The 23,585-nt window shown below is 31.9% G+C and carries 19 protein-coding genes; 3 read left to right on the top strand and 16 right to left on the bottom strand.

Features of this window, described 5'->3' with window-relative positions:
• Positions 1 to 267 precede the first annotated feature (267 nt).
• The 3 genes from Ctaglu_RS06600 to Ctaglu_RS06590 all read right to left on the bottom strand — a co-directional run bounded on the left by Ctaglu_RS06600 (position 268) and on the right by Ctaglu_RS06590 (position 4,574).
• On the bottom strand, positions 268 to 846 hold the full coding sequence (locus Ctaglu_RS06600) for a PAS domain S-box protein (RefSeq protein ID WP_185732604.1): 579 nt from the start codon (positions 844 to 846) through the stop codon (positions 268 to 270).
• A 668-nt stretch (positions 847 to 1,514) separates the two neighbouring features.
• Complete coding sequence (locus Ctaglu_RS06595; RefSeq protein ID WP_124999296.1) at positions 1,515 to 2,633, bottom strand: NAD/NADP-dependent octopine/nopaline dehydrogenase family protein; 1,119 nt, start codon at positions 2,631 to 2,633, stop codon at positions 1,515 to 1,517.
• Between the two features lie 498 nt (positions 2,634 to 3,131).
• The gene (locus Ctaglu_RS06590; RefSeq protein ID WP_185732603.1) at positions 3,132 to 4,574 is read right to left on the bottom strand and encodes a serine hydrolase domain-containing protein; all 1,443 of its coding nucleotides are present in this window, start codon (positions 4,572 to 4,574) and stop codon (positions 3,132 to 3,134) included.
• Between the two features lie 345 nt (positions 4,575 to 4,919).
• On the opposite strand from Ctaglu_RS06590, the gene Ctaglu_RS06585 reads away from it, so the two are divergent.
• On the top strand, positions 4,920 to 5,786 hold the full coding sequence (locus Ctaglu_RS06585) for a polysaccharide deacetylase family protein (protein WP_124999292.1): 867 nt from the start codon (positions 4,920 to 4,922) through the stop codon (positions 5,784 to 5,786).
• A 190-nt stretch (positions 5,787 to 5,976) separates the two neighbouring features.
• Here the strand turns inward: Ctaglu_RS06585 and ord (Ctaglu_RS06580) are convergent, their stop codons facing one another.
• The 13 genes from ord (Ctaglu_RS06580) to glyA form a co-directional block, all read right to left on the bottom strand.
• On the bottom strand, positions 5,977 to 7,023 hold the full coding sequence (gene ord / locus Ctaglu_RS06580) for a 2,4-diaminopentanoate dehydrogenase (protein WP_124999290.1): 1,047 nt from the start codon (positions 7,021 to 7,023) through the stop codon (positions 5,977 to 5,979).
• Between the two features lie 2 nt (positions 7,024 to 7,025).
• Positions 7,026 to 8,081: a 2,4-diaminopentanoate dehydrogenase gene (ord, locus tag Ctaglu_RS06575; protein ID WP_124999288.1), complete on the bottom strand. Its 1,056-nt coding sequence runs from the start codon at positions 8,079 to 8,081 to the stop codon at positions 7,026 to 7,028.
• A gap of 53 nt (positions 8,082 to 8,134) precedes the next feature.
• Positions 8,135 to 9,205, bottom strand: a complete 1,071-nt coding sequence (orr, locus tag Ctaglu_RS06570) for an ornithine racemase Orr (RefSeq protein WP_124999286.1) — start codon at positions 9,203 to 9,205, stop codon at positions 8,135 to 8,137.
• Positions 9,202 to 10,608, bottom strand: coding sequence for a GlmL-related ornithine degradation protein (locus Ctaglu_RS06565; protein WP_124999284.1), 1,407 nt, complete (start codon positions 10,606 to 10,608; stop codon positions 9,202 to 9,204). Before Ctaglu_RS06565 ends, orr begins: the two co-directional genes overlap by 4 nt.
• Before the next feature lie 16 nt (positions 10,609 to 10,624).
• Entirely contained in the window at positions 10,625 to 12,838 is a 2,214-nt protein-coding gene (gene oraE / locus Ctaglu_RS06560; protein WP_124999282.1) for a D-ornithine 4,5-aminomutase subunit OraE, read from the bottom strand.
• Positions 12,838 to 13,203 carry an ornithine aminomutase subunit alpha gene (locus tag Ctaglu_RS06555; protein WP_124999280.1) on the bottom strand — a complete coding sequence of 122 codons (366 nt, stop codon included), beginning with the start codon at positions 13,201 to 13,203 and terminating at the stop codon, positions 12,838 to 12,840. Before Ctaglu_RS06555 ends, oraE begins: the two co-directional genes overlap by 1 nt.
• 47 nt (positions 13,204 to 13,250) lie before the next feature.
• Entirely contained in the window at positions 13,251 to 14,663 is a 1,413-nt protein-coding gene (ortB, locus tag Ctaglu_RS06550) for a 2-amino-4-oxopentanoate thiolase subunit OrtB (protein ID WP_124999278.1), read from the bottom strand.
• Between the two features lie 37 nt (positions 14,664 to 14,700).
• Positions 14,701 to 14,991 (bottom strand): 2-amino-4-oxopentanoate thiolase subunit OrtA, encoded by a 291-nt coding sequence (gene ortA, locus Ctaglu_RS06545; protein WP_124999275.1) that lies wholly within the window; start codon positions 14,989 to 14,991, stop codon positions 14,701 to 14,703.
• Between the two features lie 239 nt (positions 14,992 to 15,230).
• A complete protein-coding gene (locus Ctaglu_RS06540) occupies positions 15,231 to 16,625 on the bottom strand; it encodes a sigma-54 interaction domain-containing protein (RefSeq protein ID WP_124999273.1) in 1,395 nt (464 codons plus the stop codon).
• 139 nt (positions 16,626 to 16,764) lie between these two features.
• Positions 16,765 to 18,273, bottom strand: a complete 1,509-nt coding sequence (locus Ctaglu_RS06535; RefSeq protein ID WP_124999271.1) for an alanine/glycine:cation symporter family protein — start codon at positions 18,271 to 18,273, stop codon at positions 16,765 to 16,767.
• A gap of 208 nt (positions 18,274 to 18,481) precedes the next feature.
• Positions 18,482 to 19,312: a DNA-binding domain-containing protein gene (locus Ctaglu_RS06530; protein ID WP_124999269.1), complete on the bottom strand. Its 831-nt coding sequence runs from the start codon at positions 19,310 to 19,312 to the stop codon at positions 18,482 to 18,484.
• Positions 19,309 to 20,577, bottom strand: a complete 1,269-nt coding sequence (locus tag Ctaglu_RS06525; RefSeq protein ID WP_124999267.1) for an ATP-binding protein — start codon at positions 20,575 to 20,577, stop codon at positions 19,309 to 19,311. The genes Ctaglu_RS06530 and Ctaglu_RS06525 overlap by 4 nt, the downstream gene beginning before the upstream one ends.
• A 171-nt stretch (positions 20,578 to 20,748) precedes the next feature.
• The gene (gene glyA / locus Ctaglu_RS06520; protein ID WP_124999352.1) at positions 20,749 to 21,975 is read right to left on the bottom strand and encodes a serine hydroxymethyltransferase; all 1,227 of its coding nucleotides are present in this window, start codon (positions 21,973 to 21,975) and stop codon (positions 20,749 to 20,751) included.
• A 405-nt stretch (positions 21,976 to 22,380) separates the two neighbouring features.
• On the opposite strand from glyA, the gene Ctaglu_RS06515 reads away from it, so the two are divergent.
• Both Ctaglu_RS06515 and Ctaglu_RS06510 read left to right on the top strand, forming a co-directional pair.
• Positions 22,381 to 23,154: a threonine/serine exporter family protein gene (locus tag Ctaglu_RS06515; protein ID WP_124999265.1), complete on the top strand. Its 774-nt coding sequence runs from the start codon at positions 22,381 to 22,383 to the stop codon at positions 23,152 to 23,154.
• Complete coding sequence (locus Ctaglu_RS06510; protein ID WP_124999263.1) at positions 23,151 to 23,576, top strand: threonine/serine exporter family protein; 426 nt, start codon at positions 23,151 to 23,153, stop codon at positions 23,574 to 23,576. Before Ctaglu_RS06515 ends, Ctaglu_RS06510 begins: the two co-directional genes overlap by 4 nt.
• Positions 23,577 to 23,585 lie beyond the last annotated feature (9 nt).

Here is a 23,585-nt window from a genome sequence, read left to right as displayed (position 1 = left end):
CTTTATATTTTATAGTTATTCTCTATAATATTTTCAAGATTTTCATTATAAACTAGCAAAAACAGCAATTTTAATTATACAATGATAAAATTTTTTATACAAGCAGATATTAGAATAAATCACCTTCCATATACAATTACCATTTATTACATCTCCCTTGTAGATATACAGATGGAAGGTCAAACTTTACCTTTCTAATACAAAATACCAACAAAGTGTATAATATACTTTGCTGGCATTTTTAATTCATTCCTTAGTTCACCATTATCAAACATTTATGTTACATTGACTTTCAACTGACTGAAAAGCAACTTTATTTCTACCACTAGTTTTTACTGAATATAGTGCCAGATCAACTGCCTTTATAAGTATTTGAACAGATGACTCGGCTGAATAATTTTCGAAGCCTGTTACACCAAAGCTTGCAGTCACATTTATTTCACTATTATTATAATTACAGTAACCCATATCTAGCAACAACATCTGTAGCTCAAGTTGTTTTTGATTATTAATCAGCTTTGTTATATCACTTACAGTCAAAAGCCATCCTAAAGTACTATTGGTCTTTGTTTTTAGTCGTATATTTTCTAAAGAATAATACCGTTCAGCTCCTGATTTTGTCAAAGAAAATTCAAAAGATTCATTTTTCTCAGATAAATCGCCTATTTCCAACCACTCAGGAAATAAGTGATAAAATTTATGATTTAGATGTTTATCAGTTAACCCTTCAAATATAGATATAGCTACCTGATTAAAGTCAATTATATTTTCATTGTAATCAAGAATAATTATTCCATCCTTTGAATTATGAAAAACTGTATTTCTAGCTATAGGTATGGTTTTCAAGATTCTAAACCTAAAAATCCCTAGCATATAAAGAATGGAAGAAGGGACAGTAATATAGCACTATAATCCATTCCATATGGAGCAATAAGAGTGAAATACTTCGCTCCAGGCAAAATAGTACTCTTTACTGAGTATATTGCTAATGCAACTGCAATAATTGTAGAAGATAATAATATTGTGGAAAAAATAACGGCTATATAATTCAAATTTTCACCTGCCTTTATTAAAATAAGTTTGTAAACATGCAATTCTTGATTAAAGCTTCCGAATGTCAGTCTCCACAATGTAACCCATTATTTATATGTGGTTATTATTCTATATAAATATGTGGAAATCGTCTAATATAAAACAAAATTTGTAGTATATTCAAAAAAAATATTCCTAAAAATGTAAAAACCATGCGATATTAAGCATAAGATGCGTATTTTTACAAATACCTGTTTATTCCATTTAACCCTAGGTGATTCAATAAATTGGAACGTAGTAAAGGTTTTTTGTTGTTAATTATCCTTCAACCCTAGATAAAAAAAAGTGAAAGTCCCCGGAAGATAACTTCCAAGGACTCCTTAACTACTTTTAATTATATAAAATACCATCGCTAATTCTATACTAACTTGAATTTCTACTTAAAAGCCCCCACATGCCACTTGCCACGTGGGGGCACTACTTTATCTATAATATGCAATAATATCTTCTGGTGAATTTATTCCGAAATTTTGTGGTAGTGGAAGATTTTTTAAATCTTTTCCTTCGAATTTACCATCCACATAATATTCAACCCCAGTAACCTTCTCAAACCACATAAGAATTTTATCAATTAATGGAATTTCAACTCCAACTATTTCAGAAAAGCTCTTAATAATACATAGTCCAAATGGGAAATCCTCCATAAAGTATCTTGACTTAAAATCTGGAATATACCCCTCCTCAGTTACTATCATTGGTGATTGGATGTTTTTAAGAGAAATCATATTGCTGATTTTAGCAGTCATCTGATGGGGTGTTTCTGCTCCAAAATACTCTTTTACAAAACCAACTCTTTTCAAATCAACTGTAGCTAATCTACGGCACAGTGTTTGTACCTCTTCATCACAAGCAAGTAGAATTGTTGAAGTCTCGTCTGTCCATTCAGTATAGAAACTAATCATTTTTTCCCAATAAACCCCTTCACTATAATTGTGAAACATTTCATAAAGTCTTGCAGTATGAAGGATTGGATTAGCTGGTGTAAGTGCAACATGAAGATAATTTGCTAGCGGATTACACTTCACATTAAATAAATCCTCTATTACCTTACATACGTCTGTTGTATTGCAAGATGGAATAGCTCCTATAAAAAGTTCTTTTTTCTTACCCAAATCATACACAGATTTTCCGTACTCTTTTATTCTAGCTATACCGTAAACTCTTTGAAATCCAAACAGTGTGCAACCACTTTCAATAAGTTCCTTGCAATAGCATTCGCTGCCACCATTACCTGGCATCATGCCAATCCACACTCCTGCTTTAAGAAAAGGCTTTATTTTCTGCATGGTTCTATTAAACATATAAGATGGAAGCGTGGATATAATGATGTCCGCATCGCTGATTACCTCCTCTGGATTACTTGATATTATATCCACCCTTCCTGAATATTTAAATATTCCATCATTATCACAAACCTCAATTATATGGTTCCAATCATCTGGTCTTGAAGTCAATAATCGGACAGAAATATCTTTTCTTCGTCCGATATCTCCCATTACAAGTGTACCTAAATTTCCACCACCTAATATACATATATTCATATTTTCTCCCCCTAAATTCTATTTATTATTTTGTATTTTCATCTAATCTATTAGATTGCACCTAATTGATACAAAAAATCTTAAAATATTTTTCATAGTTATTATTGATACTATTCCACTATTATATCATATAAGCTCATATAACCCCAGAATAAATAATTATATTAAATCAGCTTAGTTTTTCTCCATTTTACTTAATATTACAACCCATACGGACATTTTTTAAAAATAATTGTAGCAGTTTTCTATGAAAATACTGTAGAATATGACTCCCGTTGTTGTTTTAATTCCTAAGTAATTGCGCTTTTTTATTTCTAAAATTCTATGTATTATTACAAATGGTATTGATATGAAAAAAACCCTTTGACCGTAGCCAAAGAGTTTATCTCACTAATTTTTTTCCATTGAAACATGAAGAAGTTAAGAACCGTTCGGTTAATTGTCCATATAAAAGACATTGGTATTTTTCTTACTTAATCTTTTTAATATATGATATAATCACTTCACTTTATTACCGCTATAACTTTCCCCTCCAAGTATAATGTCGATTTTAATAACTTTACCATTAGAATCTTTACAGAATATAAGCTTATAAGGAAGAAATTTACATAAATATATTGACTTATCATTAGATTCATATGTTTGGTATATTTCACATTTATCAGTTCCTCCAAAATTAGCGAAAATACTATTATTCTCTTTAACAATACTTATACTTTCACCAATAGATTCTATTTTATATTCTCCAGTATAGTTATCATAAATTTTCGGATCTACTATCATCGCTTTAGGCACATCTAATTTCTGATTAAAAATAATTTTTGATAAATCATTATTTAAATCCATTGGACTTGCAAATTCTAGATTACTTAATATAATAATCTGAACATCATCACTTGTATACATACAATTGTATGCTGCAAACCCATTTACGTTACCCCCATGAGAAATAGTGTTTTTCTTTACATCTCCTATTTGCGTATCTCCAACAAAGAGTCCATATCCATAGCTTGTATTAGTACCCATATCTCCAACGTTCACATAGGAATGAGTCATTTTATCCCATGAACTTTTACTTATGATTTTTGCATTTAAAAGCATCTTATCCCATTTATATAAATCTTCAACTGTAGAATACAATGAACCTGCAGCATATGGAAAAGATGTATCTATAAAATCACAATTAACAATTGCTGATGAAGCAACGCCATATCCCATGGCTCTATTTGGTATAACCTTTTCCGAATGATCATAACCTGAATTACTTAAGCCAGCTTTTTTAAATATGTTTTCATTTATATAATCTTCATAAGATTTTCCGGAAATTTTTTCAATTATATATCCTAATAATATATACCCTGAATTATTATATAAAAATTTTTTACCCGGTTCAAAATTTGAAGACTTATCTTTAAAAGTTGCAACTAATTCCTCAGGAGAATAATGCAATCTGCATTTAATCTTAAAATCAAGCATTTGTGTATAATTAAATATTCCTGATGTATGTGTAAGTAACTGGTGAATAGTTATTTTATCACCTTGTGGATAATCAGGTATGTATTTATTTATAGTATCCTCAACTTTTATTTTTCCTTGTTCTTGAAGCTGAAGTATTGCAAGTGCCGTAAACTGCTTTGTAATCGAACCTATTCGAAATATGGTTTTTGGTGTATTAGGAACATTAAGTTCATAATTTGCAGTACCATATCCTTTACTTATTAAAATTTTTCCCTTCTGAGCTACTAAAACTGAACCACTAAACCTTCCTTGTTTTACTTGCTCATTCATGTATTCATCAATCTTAATACTTATATTTTTCTGTGGATCTTTATTTACAGAATCAAATGCAAAAACCCTATTGCTAAATACAAAAAAACAAATAGTAAAAATCAATGTTATAAATTTAAATCCTTTCAACCTGTAATTTTTCACCTTTAACATATCTAATCCCCCCATTTTTAAAACTTTAAAATTGCTTTTTTCGTATAAAATATCATATAAAGTATTGAATTTACTTGATTTGTTGATTAATGAATGTAAATACACTTACTTATAATTATATGTATATTTTGCAATAATATTGAATATTTTCATTATATAACAATTTAATTTTTGTTTCAACTATTTTTTCTTAATGTATATGAATTTTAAAATTTGATTATTATAAAATGGAATATATGATGTATCTCTTTAAGGTATATTTAATTTGAAAAATCGTAAACTTATCCACAAATCAAGAATTTTATAAATTACTATAGGGTAAAATAAGCCAAGGAGGAGATTATTATGTTTACTAAAAAACCCAATTTTTTAATTTTCATATTATTATTGATGACTTTAATAAATTCTTTAATACTCGCTAATTTCTTCAAATCAAATAATGCTTTAGCTACGGGTAGAACAAATACATATACCACGTCCTATAATAAAGACAACCCAATATTATATCCATTAGGCACATCAGATAAATTTACTGAAAAACAACTTGCAAGTAATATAAAGTGGAAAAATAATATAGTTAAATTTGCAAAGGATAACCCTGATGTAATATTTTTAAATGGACCAACAAAAGAAAAAATTGTATCCTTATCCTTTGATGATGGTCCTGATTCAAATATAACTCCCAAAGTACTTGATATATTAAAAAAGTATAATATAAAAGCTAATTTTTTCTTCATAGGTGAAGGTGCTAAAGCTAATCCTAATGTTGTAAAAAGAGCTTTCAATGAAGGACATTTGATTTTAAATCATTCTTATACCCACGCTGATTTAACTAAGCTTAGTGAACAGGGAGTTACTAAAGAACTTAAGTCTACTGATAATATATTGTATACGCTTATAGGTAAAAATCCATTGATAGTTAGGCCACCTTATGGTGCTATAGATAATAAAGTTATCAATGTTTTTAGGACAAATAATTATAAAATGGCTATATGGTCACTAGATACCTTTGATTGGTCTCAAATGGAAAAAAATCATATTATTGATACTGTAATTAATAATGTTCGTCCTGGTGAAATAATACTTATGCATAGTAATTATAATAAAATTGCAACTACTGAAGCATTGCCGCAAATTATTGAAAAACTTGAAGCTAAAGGATATAAAATCAAAACTATTTCTGATATGCTAAATATTAAAGCTTACAGATAGATTAAAAAAAGACACAGAAACTGAAAATAATATCAGTTCCTGTATCTTTTTTCTTATCCTATCTTTGAGGTAGTAAGTTATTTTTCTGCATAAAACCTAACCCCTTGAGAATTTTAGGCTTACTAGAACCTCATCTTTAGTTGTCATTCATATGATACATATGACAATAATTTATGAACATCCCCCTAAATTATCCTTTGTAATAATTAACTTGCTCTGCGAAACTATTTTCTATATTATGAGGAATTGGCAAATCCATCATTGTTTTAAGTCCTGCCCTGCTAGCAATAACTTGTGGAATCATGTTTACAGCTATAGCTATAGTTCCTATTCCACCAGGTGTTTCAGGTTTTATTGATAAATGAAGATCTGAATCTCCTTTTATATATATATAATCGCCAGTTTCCACTGCTTCACATTCTGGATGTATTTGTAGTAGATGTTCTAGTGTTATAATTTGTTTCCCGTTTTTTGTAGCTACAGCTCTATGCTCACACCCAGCTACCATACCTGGCTTAACTTTAACACAGGGAGTTTCTCTATGAGTATTTGATACTATTGGTTCGAGAGTTTGAGTTATCTCATCATACTCAAGGCCTAAGGCTTTTGAAATCATTGGAATAGATTGTGCAAAGCCTATGTGACCAACTATGGAGCCATTTTCAATGCCAGCTTCAAATTCTTCTATAGTTAAGCCCACACCTTGAGTTCTCATTATAGTTGGCCCATATGGAGATAAATCGTTTATTCTTTCTGCTCTTATAGATGCTACATTTCTACAGCTAGAAGATAATGTAATAATTAATGTATCTAAAACAAATCCTGGATTAACACCTGTCCCTAAAATTGTTACATTATTTTCTTTTGCAATTCTATCCATTTCCTTAGATAATTCTTTTTCCACAGCAAAAGGATAAGTCATTTCTTCTGCAATTGTAATACAATTTTTACCATTTTCCGTTATGGTTTTTATTGCTGGATATACGCTTTTCACAAAAGAATTAGTTGTAAGAATAACTATGTCTGCCTTTGTTTCTTTAATTAGTGTCTCTGCATCATCGCTAACAATTATCCCCATATTGTCAACGTTTAAAATTTGTCCTAAATCTTTCCCTAATTTTGAAGGCGCCTTATCTAAGGCACCTACAATTTCAATACCCACTTTAGTAAGTATCATTTTACCAATACCGGTTCCCATTTCACCAAGTCCCCATATGATAACTTTTATGTTTTCCATTATTATTTTCTTACCTTTATTAAATCCCTAACATCTCCTATAATAGCTCTTGGAACCGGTAAATCCAACATTGTTTTAAGGCCTGGCTCTGAATTCATTACAAGTGGAATCATATTAACACATATAGCTATTGTAGCAATTCCTCCTGGTATTTCTGGTTTTATTTGAAGGTTTAAGTTTGGAACTCCTTTAATTGTTATATAATCTCCAGTATCAATATTCTCCATTTCTGGTTTGATCTGTTGAGGATGTTCCATGGTTATAAACAATTTATCTCCTAAATTTGCATATCCCATTTGTTTACATCCAGCAACATCACCAGCCTCTACGGAAACAATATCTGTGTTTCGTGAAATAGTTGTAAGAATTGGTGATTTTTCTTGTCTAATATTATTTAGCTTAATATTAAATGCTTCTTCAAACATTCCAAAAGATTGTAAAAATCCAACATGTCCATCTATTGTATTGTCTTTAACTCCTTGCATAAATGCCTCTGGTTTGAGCCCAATACCTTGCTCAACCATAACAGCTTTTCCAAAGCAAGCTAGGTCATTAACTCTAGTAGCATTTATGCTATCAACGGTATCCGAAACTCCTGTAAGCATTATTGCAACTAAATCCATAATAAATCCAGGATTTACTCCAGTTCCTAATATGGAAATCTTATTTTCTTTAGCAATTCTATCCATTTCATTTGACAATTCTGGGTCTAGTGCTCTTGGGTAGGACATTTCTTCAGCTGTTGTTACGATATCCATGCCAGCTTCTGCTGCCATTTTTATTAATGGAAATACCACTTTTGTAAAGGAAGCTGTAGCCATAAGGCAAACATCTGCATAACCTTTTTTTATTACATCTTCAGCATTTTTTGTAACTATACAGGAATTATCTTCACTGGCATCTACTCCTAAGACTTCATAAAGCTTTTTAGAAACTTTACTAGGATCCATATCAATAGCACCTACGATAGTAAATCCTGCTTTACTCAGAACCATTTTAGCGATACCGCTACCCATAACGCCTAGTCCCCAAACTACCACTCTTATCTTGTTTTTCATAATATTTTCCTCCTCAAAATTTAATATTCTAGTTATACCTTTTAAATTTAGTTTTAATTATTGTAATATTTTTCAACATAGGGAGAAGTCATTGCTGCCATCAAACAACCATAGTCTACATTAAAGTCCACTACATCACCCACTGATAGTTCTTTTTTACAATCAGTTATATCTATAATTAGATGATCACTACTTGCACCAAAGACAGTTATATCAGAGTCCACTGGAACTAGTCCTTCGAGCCTTATATCTTGTCTTCCTACTGCTATAATAGCTCTTTTTCTTATTCCTAGATCTTCAAAATGAGGAATATTGCCAAAAGCGTCTACTCCTATTTTGCCTGTTGGGATTGTTGGTTTATTCTTTATTTCAACTACCTCACCCTTTAAAATAAAAGCGTCTTCATAGCAATTAGCTACGGGCTTTCCATAAGCAGTTTCTCTGCCTAGAAGTATTGATTCTCCAATTCTAAGCTGAGTAATTTCTTTTGGCATAGTATTATTAATAACCATATGAAGGCTACTAGAATTTCCTCCTGAAATTAAAGGTAAACTTATATTAAAACTTTTTTCTAAATCCCCTTTTAACTTTATTAATATGCCTAAGTTTTCGCTATCAGGAATTACTCCCCCATAGCAAGTAACATTGGTGCCAAGTCCAATTAATTTAATGTTATCTAATTTTAATATTTCACTCGCAGTGGAAGTTGCATCCTGGATTAAGACACCTTCTCTTAAATCCCCTATATCTACCATTAGAATAATATTGTGAATTTTATTTAAATCTTTTGCAGCTACTGATAAGGCCCTAATTGTAGCAAGCTCTGAATTTAAGCTTGTATCACTATACCTAACAATTTCATAAGCTTCGCTAATCATCGGAATTCTAATCATCAATTTTTCACAATTTAAATCTTTTGATTTTTTCAAATTTGAGATTCTAGAGTCCGCAACACCTTTAATTCCAGACTTTAGTATAGCTTCGGTAATGGGACTTTGAGCACAAAACACTTTAGTCACCGCGGCAACCTCTATATTCACTTTGTTACACATGTCTGTGATTGTTTTTGCATTATGTGTTATTTTTCCTAAATCTACGTCCACACAAGGGTAAATTTTTTTCATATGCTTACACTCCTTTTTCTAACTGGATCACTATTTTTAGCAATTTCCATGTCCACTGTTATGCCTAAGCTTTGAATTAGTAGTGCTTTGGCAACTTCTTTATTTTCTCTACTTAAAACTCCAGCGCAGGCCATAATATAGTTTTTGTCCAGTAGCACTTTAGCACCTTTTTTAGGTAGCATTGTAACTTCATCCTTTAAATATCTTATTCCAAGGAGCATGGGTTCTCCCTTTGGTAGTCTTGTAAGTGCGCCTCCGGTGCCTATTATATATTTAACTTCTGATAAATCTTTACCATAAGCCACAAATCCGCTTTCCCCATCATATTTCCTTTTTATAAATCCTACATGCCTACTTATTGCAACATCTAGTGCTTTTTTAGTTAGCAGGCTACTTGCATTTATATCATCCTCTTCTGTGGGAATGGGTTTTATGTGCTGAGTTATGTGCTGCTTAGTAAATTCACCTAAATCACGTGTATCTAGTAAATCTATTAGATTTTTACTGTTAATAAAAACTCCAAGATCCCCTTCTACGGTTCTTTTAGCCTTTGGTTCAGGATTTACTAGCATATCTAAAACTACAGTACTTCCATCAGTAACAGAATGCACATCCGTGGTAGCTCCTCCTACATCAAAGACTACGATGTCTCCTATTATATCATATAAAACTTTTGAGCTTTCCATAACTGCTCCTGGAGTTGGCATTATGCTTCCATTTACCATTTCTTTTATTTTATTCATTCCAGGTGCTTTTACGATATTTTTTTCAAAGGCTTCTTGTATTATTTTTCTTGCCGGTTCCACATTTAAGGTATCTACCATTGGATAAACGTTATCAATTATATAAAGCTCTTGTCCTTCAAATATATCTTTTATTTCTTGCTGATTTTCAATGTTCCCACAATATACAATAGGAATGCTAAATTTTTCAGCACTTATAAGTTCTGCATTATAAAGAGCTGTATCTCTTTCGCCATAATCTGTTCCCCCAGCAATCATTATCATGTTGGGGTTTATATCATGGATTCTCTTTAAATCACTTTTTCTCATCTTACCAGCAGTAACCATTTTTATAATGCCACCAGCACCCAGAGCAGCTTCTCTAGCAGCTTTAACAGTCATCTGTTCCATTAGCCCATGAACAGTTATTCGAAGACCACCTGCTGCACTTGAAGTTGCCAGCATCCTGTCCCAGGTAAGTGATCCTCCAATTTGATTTTCTATATCTTTCACTGCAGTTTTGAGTCCTATAGTTACATCACCGTCTAAAACTGTAGTACAGCTTTTACCTTGAAAAGGTATATCTACAACAACCTGGCCTTTAGCATCATAGATGGCATTAAAGGCTGTAACCAAAGTGGTTGTACTACCTATTTCAGCAACTAGATAATCTACTTTCAAATGAATTTCCTCCCTTTTATGCTTCTTCCTCTTCTTCAATATCCGCAATACCCATTAACCTTTTAATTATGAAGGATGCAACCGCTGTACCATTTGAACCACGGCCAAATCCAACATCCATACCATTTGCTTTAGCTATATCATCTGTTACCTGTGTACCACCAGAAACAAGTATAATTTTATCTCTTACTCCTTTTTCGATGCATAGATCATTAAGCTTTCTCATGTTCTTTATATGCACATCATTATGAGAAATGATTGTACTACATAGTATTGCTTGAGCTTTTGATTCTATAGCGGCATCTACTAATTTTTCTATTGGGCAGGAGGTTCCAAGGTAAACTGCTTGTATACCAAATCTTTCAACTCCACCATGTTTTATATCAATAACTTCTCTGAGTCCTACTGAATGTTCATCTTCACCTACAGTAGCTGCGGCAACTTTTATTGGGTGCTCTTTTACATAATCTTTCATAACTTGATTTGATAGCACTTTTCTTCTCTTAGGGAGTACTAATTCATCACGTTTTACAGGAGTAAAATCGCAAACACCCTTAATTTCTACAAGACAACCTTCAGATTTTTGCAAAACTTGTTTATGAAGAACTTCAACATTTTTAAGGTTCATTCGCTTGCCCATTTCAAGGGCTGCAGCCTCACTAATCTGCTCATTTTCTGGTATAAATAGAGTAATCTTAACATACCCGTCTTTTGCCCATTGAACTTCCGGAATAATAGTACCATCTTCTTTAACTTTTTCCATTCTCTTAAATACATTATCATTTTCATCTAATTCATCAATATATTGAATTTTTGAATGGTTGCATAAGGTACATTCATGGATTGCATCACAAGCTTTTCTGTATTCACTAGGAACATTATTAAAGCCAAAATGACCACAAACTGGTGCAAAATAATCACTGTCTCTTAAAACTATTGTGGAAGCAGCATCTCCGCCATCCATCTTTCTTGCAATACCATCATCATTTCTTTCAGGATACTCGCCTGAATCTATAAAGAATCCAGCATCAACTGATTTAAAATAACCGCCTACTTCTATCATTTCTTCAAGGAACATTATGGCTCTTTCTTCAAGTTCTCTAACTTTTTCAGGTAAATATCCAGTCTTCTTAAGTTCTATCATGTCCATTAGACCATCCATACCTAAAAATGATTGTTTTGTAGTATTTATAGCATGAATATTATTATAATGCCATGGAACATTACGTCCTTCATCAGGAGTTATAGTACTTTGAATGTCCACGGAAGTTAATTCTGATATTAACAAATTCAATGTATGACCAACTGTAGCCTCTCTTTCACAAGATTCTACATATTTTGTATTCATCTGAGCTCTCATTTTGTACTTTTTAAAGAAATGTCTAAGCGCCACTGCATAAGGCAAATCATATCTCATGCAAGGTGCTGGTGCTGAAGTTGGTGGTACAGTAGATAATGCAATATTTTCTGGTTTCATTCCTACCATTTCTGAAAAACAAGAATTTATAGCATGTTGAACCATTAGCTCTGGCATTACCTTATAGCCCTTCATAGCTGTTGCATTGGCATTATGTGCACCATCTATTTGAAGGATATTTGCCCAGCACATTACACCTTTTGCTACTGCTGCATCTACAAAGGATCTATACATATTTATATTTCTATAAAGCACATTGTATTGTGGATCTTGATGAGCTCCATTAACGCCTTCTTCTGCGAACATAACTGCTACATCTGGACCTGCAACACCTGATACATAGGAATGGAAATTAATTCTTCTTCCTACTTCTTCTTCTATTAAATCTATAGCTTTTCTTGTTGCTCTAACTTCTTTTCTAGTTATTGGAACGCCACCTATACCTTCTGGGCTTCCTTCAAGTAATCCATCAAAATGACTTTGCCCCATTGTCCTTATAACCATTAAATGATCTGCACCATGCCATGCAGCCATTCTCATTCTTCTTATATCATCTTCAAACCTTCCTGAAGCTATTTCTGTGGTAATAACAGGTCTTGGTTGTGGGTCTATACCCTCAAAGCTTCTTGCTGCAGGAAGACCATGACTTTTCTTTAGTGGAGCTGATATTTCATGGTATGTAAACTCTCCTACTTTTCCTTCTTTATTTTCTTTTCTCCAGTGCCAGCCTCTCCATTTTGGTTCATATTTATCTAAGTCTTTTAATATCTCTTCCACATTAAGTTTTATATTTTCTTCTAACTTTTCAACCATTACTTGTCACTTCCCTTCATTTTTTCTGATACTATATCCCAGCCTATTCCTCCGCACAATTCCTCTCCTGCTTTAAGGTAATCCATGTTCTTAAGTTTTGCATAAGTTAAAATAACATTTCCAATACCTTTCCCTAGTAAATTATACTTTGTACCATAATCAATTAATGGTTTTGCCTGCAAACTTGAAAATCCCATTCTGAGTACTACAGACCTCTCTATAGATGGTGATGTATGAGTATAAGCTAAATCCACAATAGGTTTTACAATTTCCTCAGTTAAGTTCCAAAATCTATCATATAATTGCTCCTCTGTAAGACCTTTTAAATGTTCCTTTCTTATTTCAAAATCATCTTCTCTTTTCATAAATTAAATTCCTCCTAAAAATTTTAGTACTTAATATATTTCATTTTTTAATCTATTTCAATATTATGTTGTTTTAATATTTCACCTATTTTTTCCATGCTTAGTTTTGTTTCTAAGGATAAAAACTTGATATCAACTTTTTCTACCTTATTATCTATCAATTTGTTAACGCAATTTTTTATGTAGGAATTTTTTAGCCCTTCCATATCCACATCTGTGACTGTTACTACTTCTGGATGAGATGGAATTACTATATTAACGCCTGGTATTTGCTCTTTAGGATCACCTACATAAACCTTAATGCCGTTATCTTTAGCAAAATTAAGCTGAGGTATCAAATGTTTTCCAGCTCCAGTATATTCAGTCTCTTGCACAACTATGATGGCATCATCATCGTATTCCTGAGCAATTGCAAAAGCTGCTACTAAAGATGTGTTTCCTGCTGGTCCTCTTTCTAGTCCTTCAAGCCCCGCGAGTATTTCAGTCATCCAAAATACTTCACCTTGAGAAGTAGTTACATATCTATCCAAATATCTTAGTGGCCGTGCTGCACTTCTAGGTACATCTGACCTATCAGGATTTGTCATAAACGGAATACCAAAGCCTGTATGGCCTGTTGTAAAGGATTTCTTATTAAAGTCTATGTCTGAGGCCATATGAAGTCCGGAAAGATCAACTGATGCTCCTATTATTTTTGTTTTCACAGCACCTGCCTTAATAAGCCCTCTTGCAGTACCAGTAACATTTCCACCACCTGCATGAGTTATAATAACTGCATCAGGATCTTTACCAAATTTTTCTCTACACTGCTCAGCTATTTCATATCCTAGTGTTTCAATTCCAGCTACACCGTAGGAAGAATATAAAGACGCGTTATAATATTTTGTATCTTCAAGTATTTTTAGGTAAGTATAAAACAATTCAGGTCCTACGGAAAGCCTAATAACTTCTGCTCCAAGTCCCTCACACTTTCTTCCCTTTTCCAATATTTCTGGTTGCCCTATTTTTTTTGAATCATAACATTCGTTTGCTATTATACATTTAAGTCCCCTAATGTTGGCTTGTGATGCAACCGCTGCTCCATAATTACCTGAAGTAGCTGCTCCTACGCCAATATATCCTCTCTTCATTGCATCATATACAGATATAGATGCTCGCCTATCTTTAAAACTACCAGAAGGATTGCAACTTTCATCCTTTACAAATATTCTAGCTGCATGTCCAGTTTTTGAAATCTTTCTTGCAAGTTTTGTAATGTTTTTCAGCTCTATTAGCGGAGTATTCCCTACCCCTACCTCATTTTGAATTTCTCTAACTTCCTCTAAGCAATATCCAACATCTTTCATCAATCCTTCATAATCAAAGGAAAGTTTGCCAGTTTCATATTTACCATAATCTATTCCTATAGATTTAAGAATTATTTCATTCTTACGTTCCATAAGCTCTTCATATTTATTCACCCTTTATTACCTCCTCTTAAATTGTCATTAAACCTTACTATTTTGCTATTATTTCTCTAGCTTGTTTTCCTATATTACTTATTTCTTCAACATATTTGCCATAGGTATGGTAGTATCCTGGCTCTATGTCTACAACTTCCCCGCTAGAAATTCTGCCTATATTAGTTTCAATTTGTACCTTATCTCCAAGTTCACAATCGCTAAGGCACTTTCCGCGTGTCCAGCTCTTAAGTGGAGTTTTTTTTGTCTCATCTGGTATATTTGTAGCTCTATCTTCTGGTAGCAAAACGATTTCTTCTACTTCAACCCAGGTGCCTTTTTTTATCATAATTTTTACCTCCCATATTTGAAAGTATTTTATTTATATAGAGCAATTTCTGTGCCAAATAGAAAACACATGTATCTAAGCCAGTGCTTAAATACATGTGTTTATTATTCGCAAAATATTCTGCATATTTTTTATATAACTCAAAATTAAAATTGGTTATTTATGGTTGTCCATCTATTTACTTGGGTTTCTATGTATGCATAATATTTTGCATACATAGCAAGAATTCTTGCTTTTTTTTAATATTCTACTAATATTTTATGTATTTTTATTTTATATTGAAGATTTTGTCTTGAAATGCCAAGTTGCCTAGCCGCTTTACTAACATTAAATTTATTCTTTTTTAATGATTTTTCGATTATGGTCTTTTCGATTTCACTCATATAATTTTCTAAATGGAAGTTCCCATCATCATTTGTGATAATGTCTTGAGCATTGTTACTATTTTCACAGGCTATTCTAAAATCAAAATAGTTTTCTGTTAAAATGGAATTGTAATCTGCCATATTTATTGCAGCTTCAATAACATTTGTAAGCTCACGCACATTTCCTGGCCAATTATATTCTTGAAGTTTTTTCATCATAACTTCATCAATACCTATTATATTTTTACATAGAATTTTGTTATATCTTTCAATTAACTTATTCACAAATATAGGAATATCATCTTTTCTCTCTCTTAGTGGAGGTACATTTATTCTCAGTACACATAACCTATAATAAAAATCTTTTCTTAATTTGCCACTTTCAATAAGTTTCTCTGGTTCCTCATTTAAAGTAGCTATTATTCTTACATCAATATCTATACTTTTAGTACCTCCAATGGGTCTTATATAGCCCTCTTGCAGTACTCTTAAAAGTTTAGATTGGAGATAGGGTTCTAGTGAATTAACTTCATCTAATAAAATGGTCCCATGATTTGCCTCCTCAAATAATCCTTTTTTATTTTCTGCTCCTGTAAAACCACCCTTTTCTGTACCAAAAAGCATCCCCTCTAGAAGTAGTGCAGGAATGGCTGCGCAATTTATAGGTATGAAAGGCTTATTTTTTCTTAACCCATCATAATGAATACTTTGAGAAAACACTTCTTTACCTGATCCAGTTTCTGCATATATTAATACAGATGAACTTGACATACTAGCTTTTTTAGCTTTTTCAATAGCAGTTTTCATAATAGGATTATCACCATATATATCACTAAAAGTATAATGGCTATTAATTTTTTTATCTAGATTTTGTAATTTGCAAATACTTTCAGTTAGCTCTTTTAGCTGAGTCATATCTTTTGCTATTTCAATCACTGCTATAACCTTATTATCTACGGCTACTGGCACTGTAGTATTTATAGTAGTGACTTTTTTCTTATATCCATTGCCATAATGTTGTATTAAGCCCACAATTTTTTCACCAGTCTTTAATACATTCATAAGGGTAGAATCAGCTTCTTTTACATCCTCTAAATACTCACTAACTTTTTTCCCTAAGACTTCACTAGGCTGTATACCTTCTACTTTTCCCATGACAGTATTATAATATATAGTCTTGCCATCCTTATCTACTACTTGAATTCCTTCCTCCAAATTTTCTAATAGACATTCTAGTATTTTTTCTGCGTTTAGAATTTCACTATCCATATTACCCCTCCCTAATGGAGTATTTACACTTTAAATTAATTATACCACATGGAATTTTATTGTAAATTTATTTTTAATGTAAAAACTAGCGAAATATATAGATTTTACTATACATTCCGCTAGTTGGTGGCACAATAATTTAAACCATGGGTTTATTAATATCTCCTACCTTTTCTTTCAACGCTGACAACTGTTCTCCATAGTTCTTTTGAACGATGTCATCCCATATTTCTGCACCCTTAATACCACATCTCTTAGGAACAAAAACAGGGTCTAAGCCCATCTTTTTTTGCTGCTCATAATCTTTAAGAGTTGCAAAAACAGGTTTTGATAATAGTATAATAGCGATAATATTCAGCCATGCCATCATACCAACACCAATGTCTGCAAGATTCCAAGCCACACTTGATGTACGGATTGTTCCGTAAAATGTAGATATTATTAAAATGATTTTCGTAAGAAATGTAATTGTTTTAAATTTCTTATTTTTATTAAATAGATATGCTACATTACTCTCTGTATAATATCCAAATGCTAGCAATGTAGTGAAGGCAAAGAAGAATATTGCTATAGCAATAAATGGACTACCAAGACCGGGAATCATTGTGTTTATAGATTCTTGAGCGAAGGCAGTACCCACTCCAACTCCTGGAAGATGCTCTACTATAAACCCGCCAGCAGGATTTACAACATTATATTTCCCTGTAGAGAGTATCATAAGTGCAGTTGCAGTACAAACGAATAGTGTATCCACATATACTGAGAAAGCTTGAACAAGGCCTTGTTTTGCTGGGTGAGATACTTCAGCAGCTGCGGAAGCCTGTGCCCCACTCCCCATTCCTGCTTCATTAGAGTAAAGTCCCCTTTTTACTCCCCACATAACTGCATTTCCAAATATAGCACCGAATGCTGCATTAAGGTTAAATGCAGAACTGAAGATTAAACCAAGCATTGCTGGTACATTTTTAAAATTTATAACCAAAATAACTAAAGCAATTAGGATATAAGCACCTGCCATAAATGGAACAACTGCTCCAGCAAAATTACCTATTCTTTTAATTCCACCGAAAATTACAAATCCGAATAAAACAGCAACAAATACTCCTGTAATAATTGGAGAAATACCAAAAGCGTTTTTTGATGACTCTGCAATGTTAAATGCTTGGATACCTGGACCGGTAAAACCATTTCCTATAATGGTTACTATAGCAAACAGTATAGCGAAAGGTTTATTTTTCAGACCTTTTTCTATATAGTACGCCGGACCTCCACGGTAATCACCTGAAATATCTTCTTTCCACACCTGAGCTAGTGCAGATTCTGCGTATGCCGAGCCTGCCCCTAAGAAAGCAATAATCCACATCCAAAAGATTGATCCTGGACCACCATAGAATATTGCAGTAGCAACTCCAGCAATATTTCCAACACCTACTCGTCCACCTAATGCCATAGCAAAGCTTTGAAAAGACGAAACACCTTTTGTAGAGCTCTTTCCTCCAAACAATTGCCCCACCATGTCTTTAATTAGGCGTAGTTGTGGGAATTTCATTCGTAATGAAAAATAAATCCCAGATCCCAAACAAAGATAAATCAAACCTGTACTCCAAAGCAGACCCGCGATTTTACCTGTTAAAGTAGCAAAATCCATTTATTAAACCTCCCCTATAATATTTTTTTTGATTTTAGCTATTCTGTGGATACATCCTTAAATTTTTTAATCACTTTCCAAATGAAATAAATAATCGTTTTCTGTTTATTTTGCTTCTATTATAATATGATCATTTCAAAAATACTCAATTTAAATCAAAAAAATATTCATAATTCTGAATATATCTTATTGTTAATAAGACTATTTTTCACCCTATTTCACAATATAGTAGAAGTCCTTCAAAAAATTTATTTATAGAAATTTTGCCTCCAGTATTTTTTTTCCCTTTTATATAATCCATCTCAGCTTTCACGCTGGAAAAATCGAAAAGTACATTTGCATAAGTATTAAAAGTTTCATTCATATAGTCTTCAATTCCTAAGTTTGCCATATTCTCTAGTCCATTCTTAATGGACCTTCGAATCCTTTGTTTTACAATCTCTGGAGTATCTCCAAAGCAAGTGAACAGTTCCTCTAAATTAGATTCGGAAAAGGATTTTTTTGTTTCAATTATGAGTGTACATATTTTGATTATATCTGTTGTTCCTTTTTCACCAAGCATTCCAAGAATACTTAAAATGTGTTTTACTTCCTTTAGGCTATCCTTTATATCCACATTGGGCTGTTCCGAGCTCTTTAACATTTTCTTTATATTAGACAACATCATTTTCATTTCAATCTTTTCTGCAACTTTTGAAATCACTTTTTCTACTTCAATTTTATTAATGGGTTTATTTATAAAAAATTCTATTCCTGATTTATATGAATCTGCGATAAGCTCACTATCTAAAACCTGAGATATCATAATAAAACAAATATCAGGTTTCAATATTTTAAGCTGCTGTACAAGAGTATTTCCATCCATTTTAGGCATGAGAAAATCTACAAGTACAATATCAGGGCTTAATAAAAGTATTTCGTTATAAGCAGTTTCGCCATTATTTGAGCAACCTATAACTTCAAATGAATTGTCTTCTTCTATTATATTAGTCAGTATTCTTACCATGCTTATGTCATCATCGGCAATATAGTATCTCATATAGCTTCTCCTTCCATTATATCTTCCTTTATTTTCATGGTAAATTCCGTTCCTTTACCCACTTTTGAATCAACTTCTATAGTACCTAAAAAAATATCATTAACAATGCTTTTTACATGGGCAAGTCCTATACCACGGCAAATGTCACCAGTCTCTGTATTAAATTTTGTTGAAAATCCAGGATTGAAAATATATTCAATATCTTTATCTTTTATGCCTTTGCCATTATCGGATATAAGAAAAATATAGTACCCTTGGCTCTTTCTAATAGAAATATTTATATTCCCATTTTTCATTTCTTCCATAGCTTCTATGCTATTGTAAATAAGGTTTCTCAATACAGAAACCAAATAAAAATGTTCCTTCACATTAAAATTATCTATTATTTCGAAGTTCAAACTTACATTAGATTTATTTCTTTTTATATGCTCCTTTACATCACTCTCAATAATATTTGCCATATCTCTAATATTCATTTTCACCCTATCCGTTTTTTCTCCAACCATTTCTTCTAATCCTTTTATAACACTGATATAATCCTTTTTTATTTCATGTACATCTTTTGCTATATCAAGAGAAATGTTTTTTAAATCTAAGGGATAGTTTTGCTGCGATATTACTTTATAAAGAGAATAGGCTTTTTTCATAACATCTTCAATATCCGAATTGTTTTTGTTCATGAAATAAATTTCACTTTTTACACTTGAAGTCATTAAAATTAATTTTCTATATCTTTCTTCATGCTCGTCCTTTATCAATAAGAATTTGTAATATTTCAGTAGTAATATTATAGATATTGCTATTGCAGTTCTTATAAAGGCTATAATTGCTAAATCTTGGAACAATATATAGCTATACCCCTTGAAACAAAGCATTATGTTAATTTCTATAATATTTGAAAGAAAATCGCAGAAAAATACCGAAAAAAATAAATCCGTTAAATTGGTTTTTGCTTTCTTCAAATAGAATAAATAAAATAATATTCCATAGCTAAAATAAAACAAAATATCAGCGCCTATAAATCCAAGGGTAGTATGTAAATTATTAGTCCCAATGTATACGAATATTCCTCTATAAAGGGGAGAAATTATACCAGTTGCAAAGATAATTTCCATTGCATTAAATTCCTTATAAAAATAAATGAAAACAGGCAATATTACAACTGACAAGGTTATTATAAATCCTGGCACAAAAAAATTTATATTAACTTGAGATGCTAGCGCGATGCCTATAGAAATAATAAAAATGGATTTTATCTTTTTCATGAGTTTCTCCTTTATATACAAAAATATAATATCATTATATATCAAATTAATTAAATCTAACACTTTAAAGACCTTAAATTATTTTATAATAAATAAACAAAAGCACCTACTCTTAAGCAGATGCCATTGACTATACTATAAAATTTTGTTTTTATTTGCTACTCAATTGCACTAATATAAAGGAAACTTACTACATAGTTGAACTACTTTTTCTCTAATCTCTTCTAAATTACCTTCTCTATTTTCTATAGTTTCATTCATAAGTCTCGCTATTATTTTCATTTCTGCTTCCTTAAATCCTCTTGTAGTTACAGCAGGTGTTCCAATTCTTATACCACTTGTAACAAATGGGCTTAATGTTTCATTTGGTACAGTATTTTTATTTACAGTAATACCCACAAGGTCTAGTAGCTTTTCAGCCTCTTTACCAGTTATATTTTTATTTGTTAATTCTATAAGTAAAAGATGGTTATCTGTACCGCCTGATACTAATTTAAAACCATATTTTAAAAGCTCTTCACCTAGCACTTTTGCATTTTTAACTACTTGATCAATGTAAACTTTGAATTCTGGTCTAAGAGCTTCTCCAAAACAAACAGCTTTAGCAGCTATAGTCTGCATTAATGGTCCACCTTGCATACCTGGGAAAATAGACTTGTCTATTTGTTTCGCATATTTTTCTTTACATAAGATTGCTCCACCTCTAGGCCCTCTTAATGTTTTATGAGTAGTAGTTGTAACAAAATCAGCATAAGGCACTGGAGACTGATGTGCACCTGTTGCTACAAGCCCTGCTATATGAGCCATATCTACAAACATATAAGCTCCAACTTCATCACAGATTTCCCTAAAGGCTGCAAAATCTATAGCTCTTGGGTAAGCAGAAGCTCCAATAACTATCATCTTAGGATTATGCTCTTTAGCAAGTGCTAGCACTTGCGCGTAATCTATAGTCTCTGTTTCTAGATCAACTCCATAAGGAATGAAGTTATATAAAATTCCTGAAAAATTTACTTTACTCCCATGAGTTAAATGTCCGCCATGACTTAAATTCATACCAAGTACTGTATCTCCTGGTTTTAGTACAGAAAAGTATACGGCCATATTAGCTTGTGAACCTGAGTGAGGTTGAACATTAGCATGCTCTGCACCAAAAAGTTCTTTCATTCTATCCCGTGCTAAATCTTCTACTTTATCCACTACCTCGCAACCACCATAATATCTTTTAGCAGGATAGCCTTCTGCATATTTATTAGTTAATATAGACCCATTTGCTTCCATTACAGCTTTGCTAACAAAATTTTCAGAAGCAATTAGTTCTATATGATCCTCTTGTCTTGCATCTTCCTCTTGAATAATTTCGTAAACTTTTAAATCACTGTTTTTTAAATATTCCATCATATAAGTACCCTTCCTCTCATCTTTTAAATTAAATTATTATTTTGGTTTCTAATTTTGAAATTAAATAAATTTTTGAAAATAATATTATACCCCTATTATAAAATTTAATAACCTATTAATCAACCTAAAGATGAAAATTTTCCCGAAATCTTCTGAATCATTTGGGAAATACACTTATTATGAGATTTTAAAACACTTTATAGCATATTACCATAGGTATATATGCTATTTTTCACTACAAACAATAACAAATAATTCAATTTTCCAAAAAATAATATTTTATTAGATTTATGGTATATAATGATAGTGCGAATTTATTATAATATAATAAACATAATTTTATATTTACGATTTATAATAGCTATAAAATCTAAAATTAATTTTATACTGAAAGGAGATACAATGCATATTGATGATATTATTCATGTAGCCACTGATGCTGGTAAAATTATACTCGAAAATGGCGGAGAAACTTATAGAGTTGAGCAAACAATTAGTATGATATGTAAGTCCTATGGCATACCACACACTGAAAGTTTTGTTACTCCCACGGGCATTATGGTTTCTATAACTAACAGTGAAAATAAAACCATTTCATTAGTTAGAAGAATAAATAATAGAACGGTTAATCTTCGTAAGGTTGAGATGATCAACAATCTGTCTAGAAAAATAGTTACAAAGCCCATATCCACTTATAAAATGAAAAAAGAAATTGAATATATTAATAATATACCACCCTATTCTCATAAGACCACCACATTTTTTGCTGCTGTCTCTTCAGGATTTTTCACCTTGCTTTTTGGCGGAAATTACAAAGATTTTTTTGTATCCTTTATAATTGGAGCTCTTATAAATTATTCAGGTGGATATTTAGATAAATTAGAGGTAAATGGCTTTCTGAAAAACATGCTTGGTGGTGCCTTAGCTGCAAGCGTAGCCCTTATAGCAGCAGCTTTAGGAATAGTCGGTAATATGGATACTATAATAATAGGGTCTATAATGATACTTGTACCTGGTATTTCTATAACAAATGCAATACGAGATACTATTGCTGGTGATTTAGTTTCTGGCGTATCACGGTCAATAGAAGCGCTATTCGTAGCTATCGCCATATCTGCAGGCACAAGTATAATTTTCAAAATATGGGTATTGTTATTCGGAGGTGGTTTAATATGATTCTTAATTCATTTTATGCTTTTTTAAGTTCTCTTGGTTTTGGAGTACTATTTAATATCAGAGGTAAAAACCTAATTATAGCTTCAATTGGAGGAGGTCTTAGCTGGTTTACTTATCTTCTTTCCGCAAGACTACAACCCTCATTAGTTTTTTCATTGTTTCTAGCCTCCCTGATAGGTAGTGTTTACTCAGAAATAATGGCAAGGATTTATAAGAGTCCTGTAACCCTATTTATAATTTGTGCAATTATACCTCTTGTTCCAGGTGGTGGAATGTATTATGCCACTCTTGAGGCAGTAAAGGGGAATTTTGATGCTTCTCTATCCAAAGGTGTAGTAACTTTGTTTAGTGCAGGTGCCATTGCAATTGGAATAGTTTTTGTATCCTCCATAAGTACAATTTTCAAAAAAATAAAGAAGTAAAATTTGTTA

It is taken from the genome of Clostridium tagluense, from assembly GCF_003865095.1.
Classification (GTDB): domain Bacteria; phylum Bacillota; class Clostridia; order Clostridiales; family Clostridiaceae; genus Clostridium_AD; species Clostridium_AD tagluense.
This window is presented reverse-complemented; position numbering and strand designations above follow the sequence as displayed.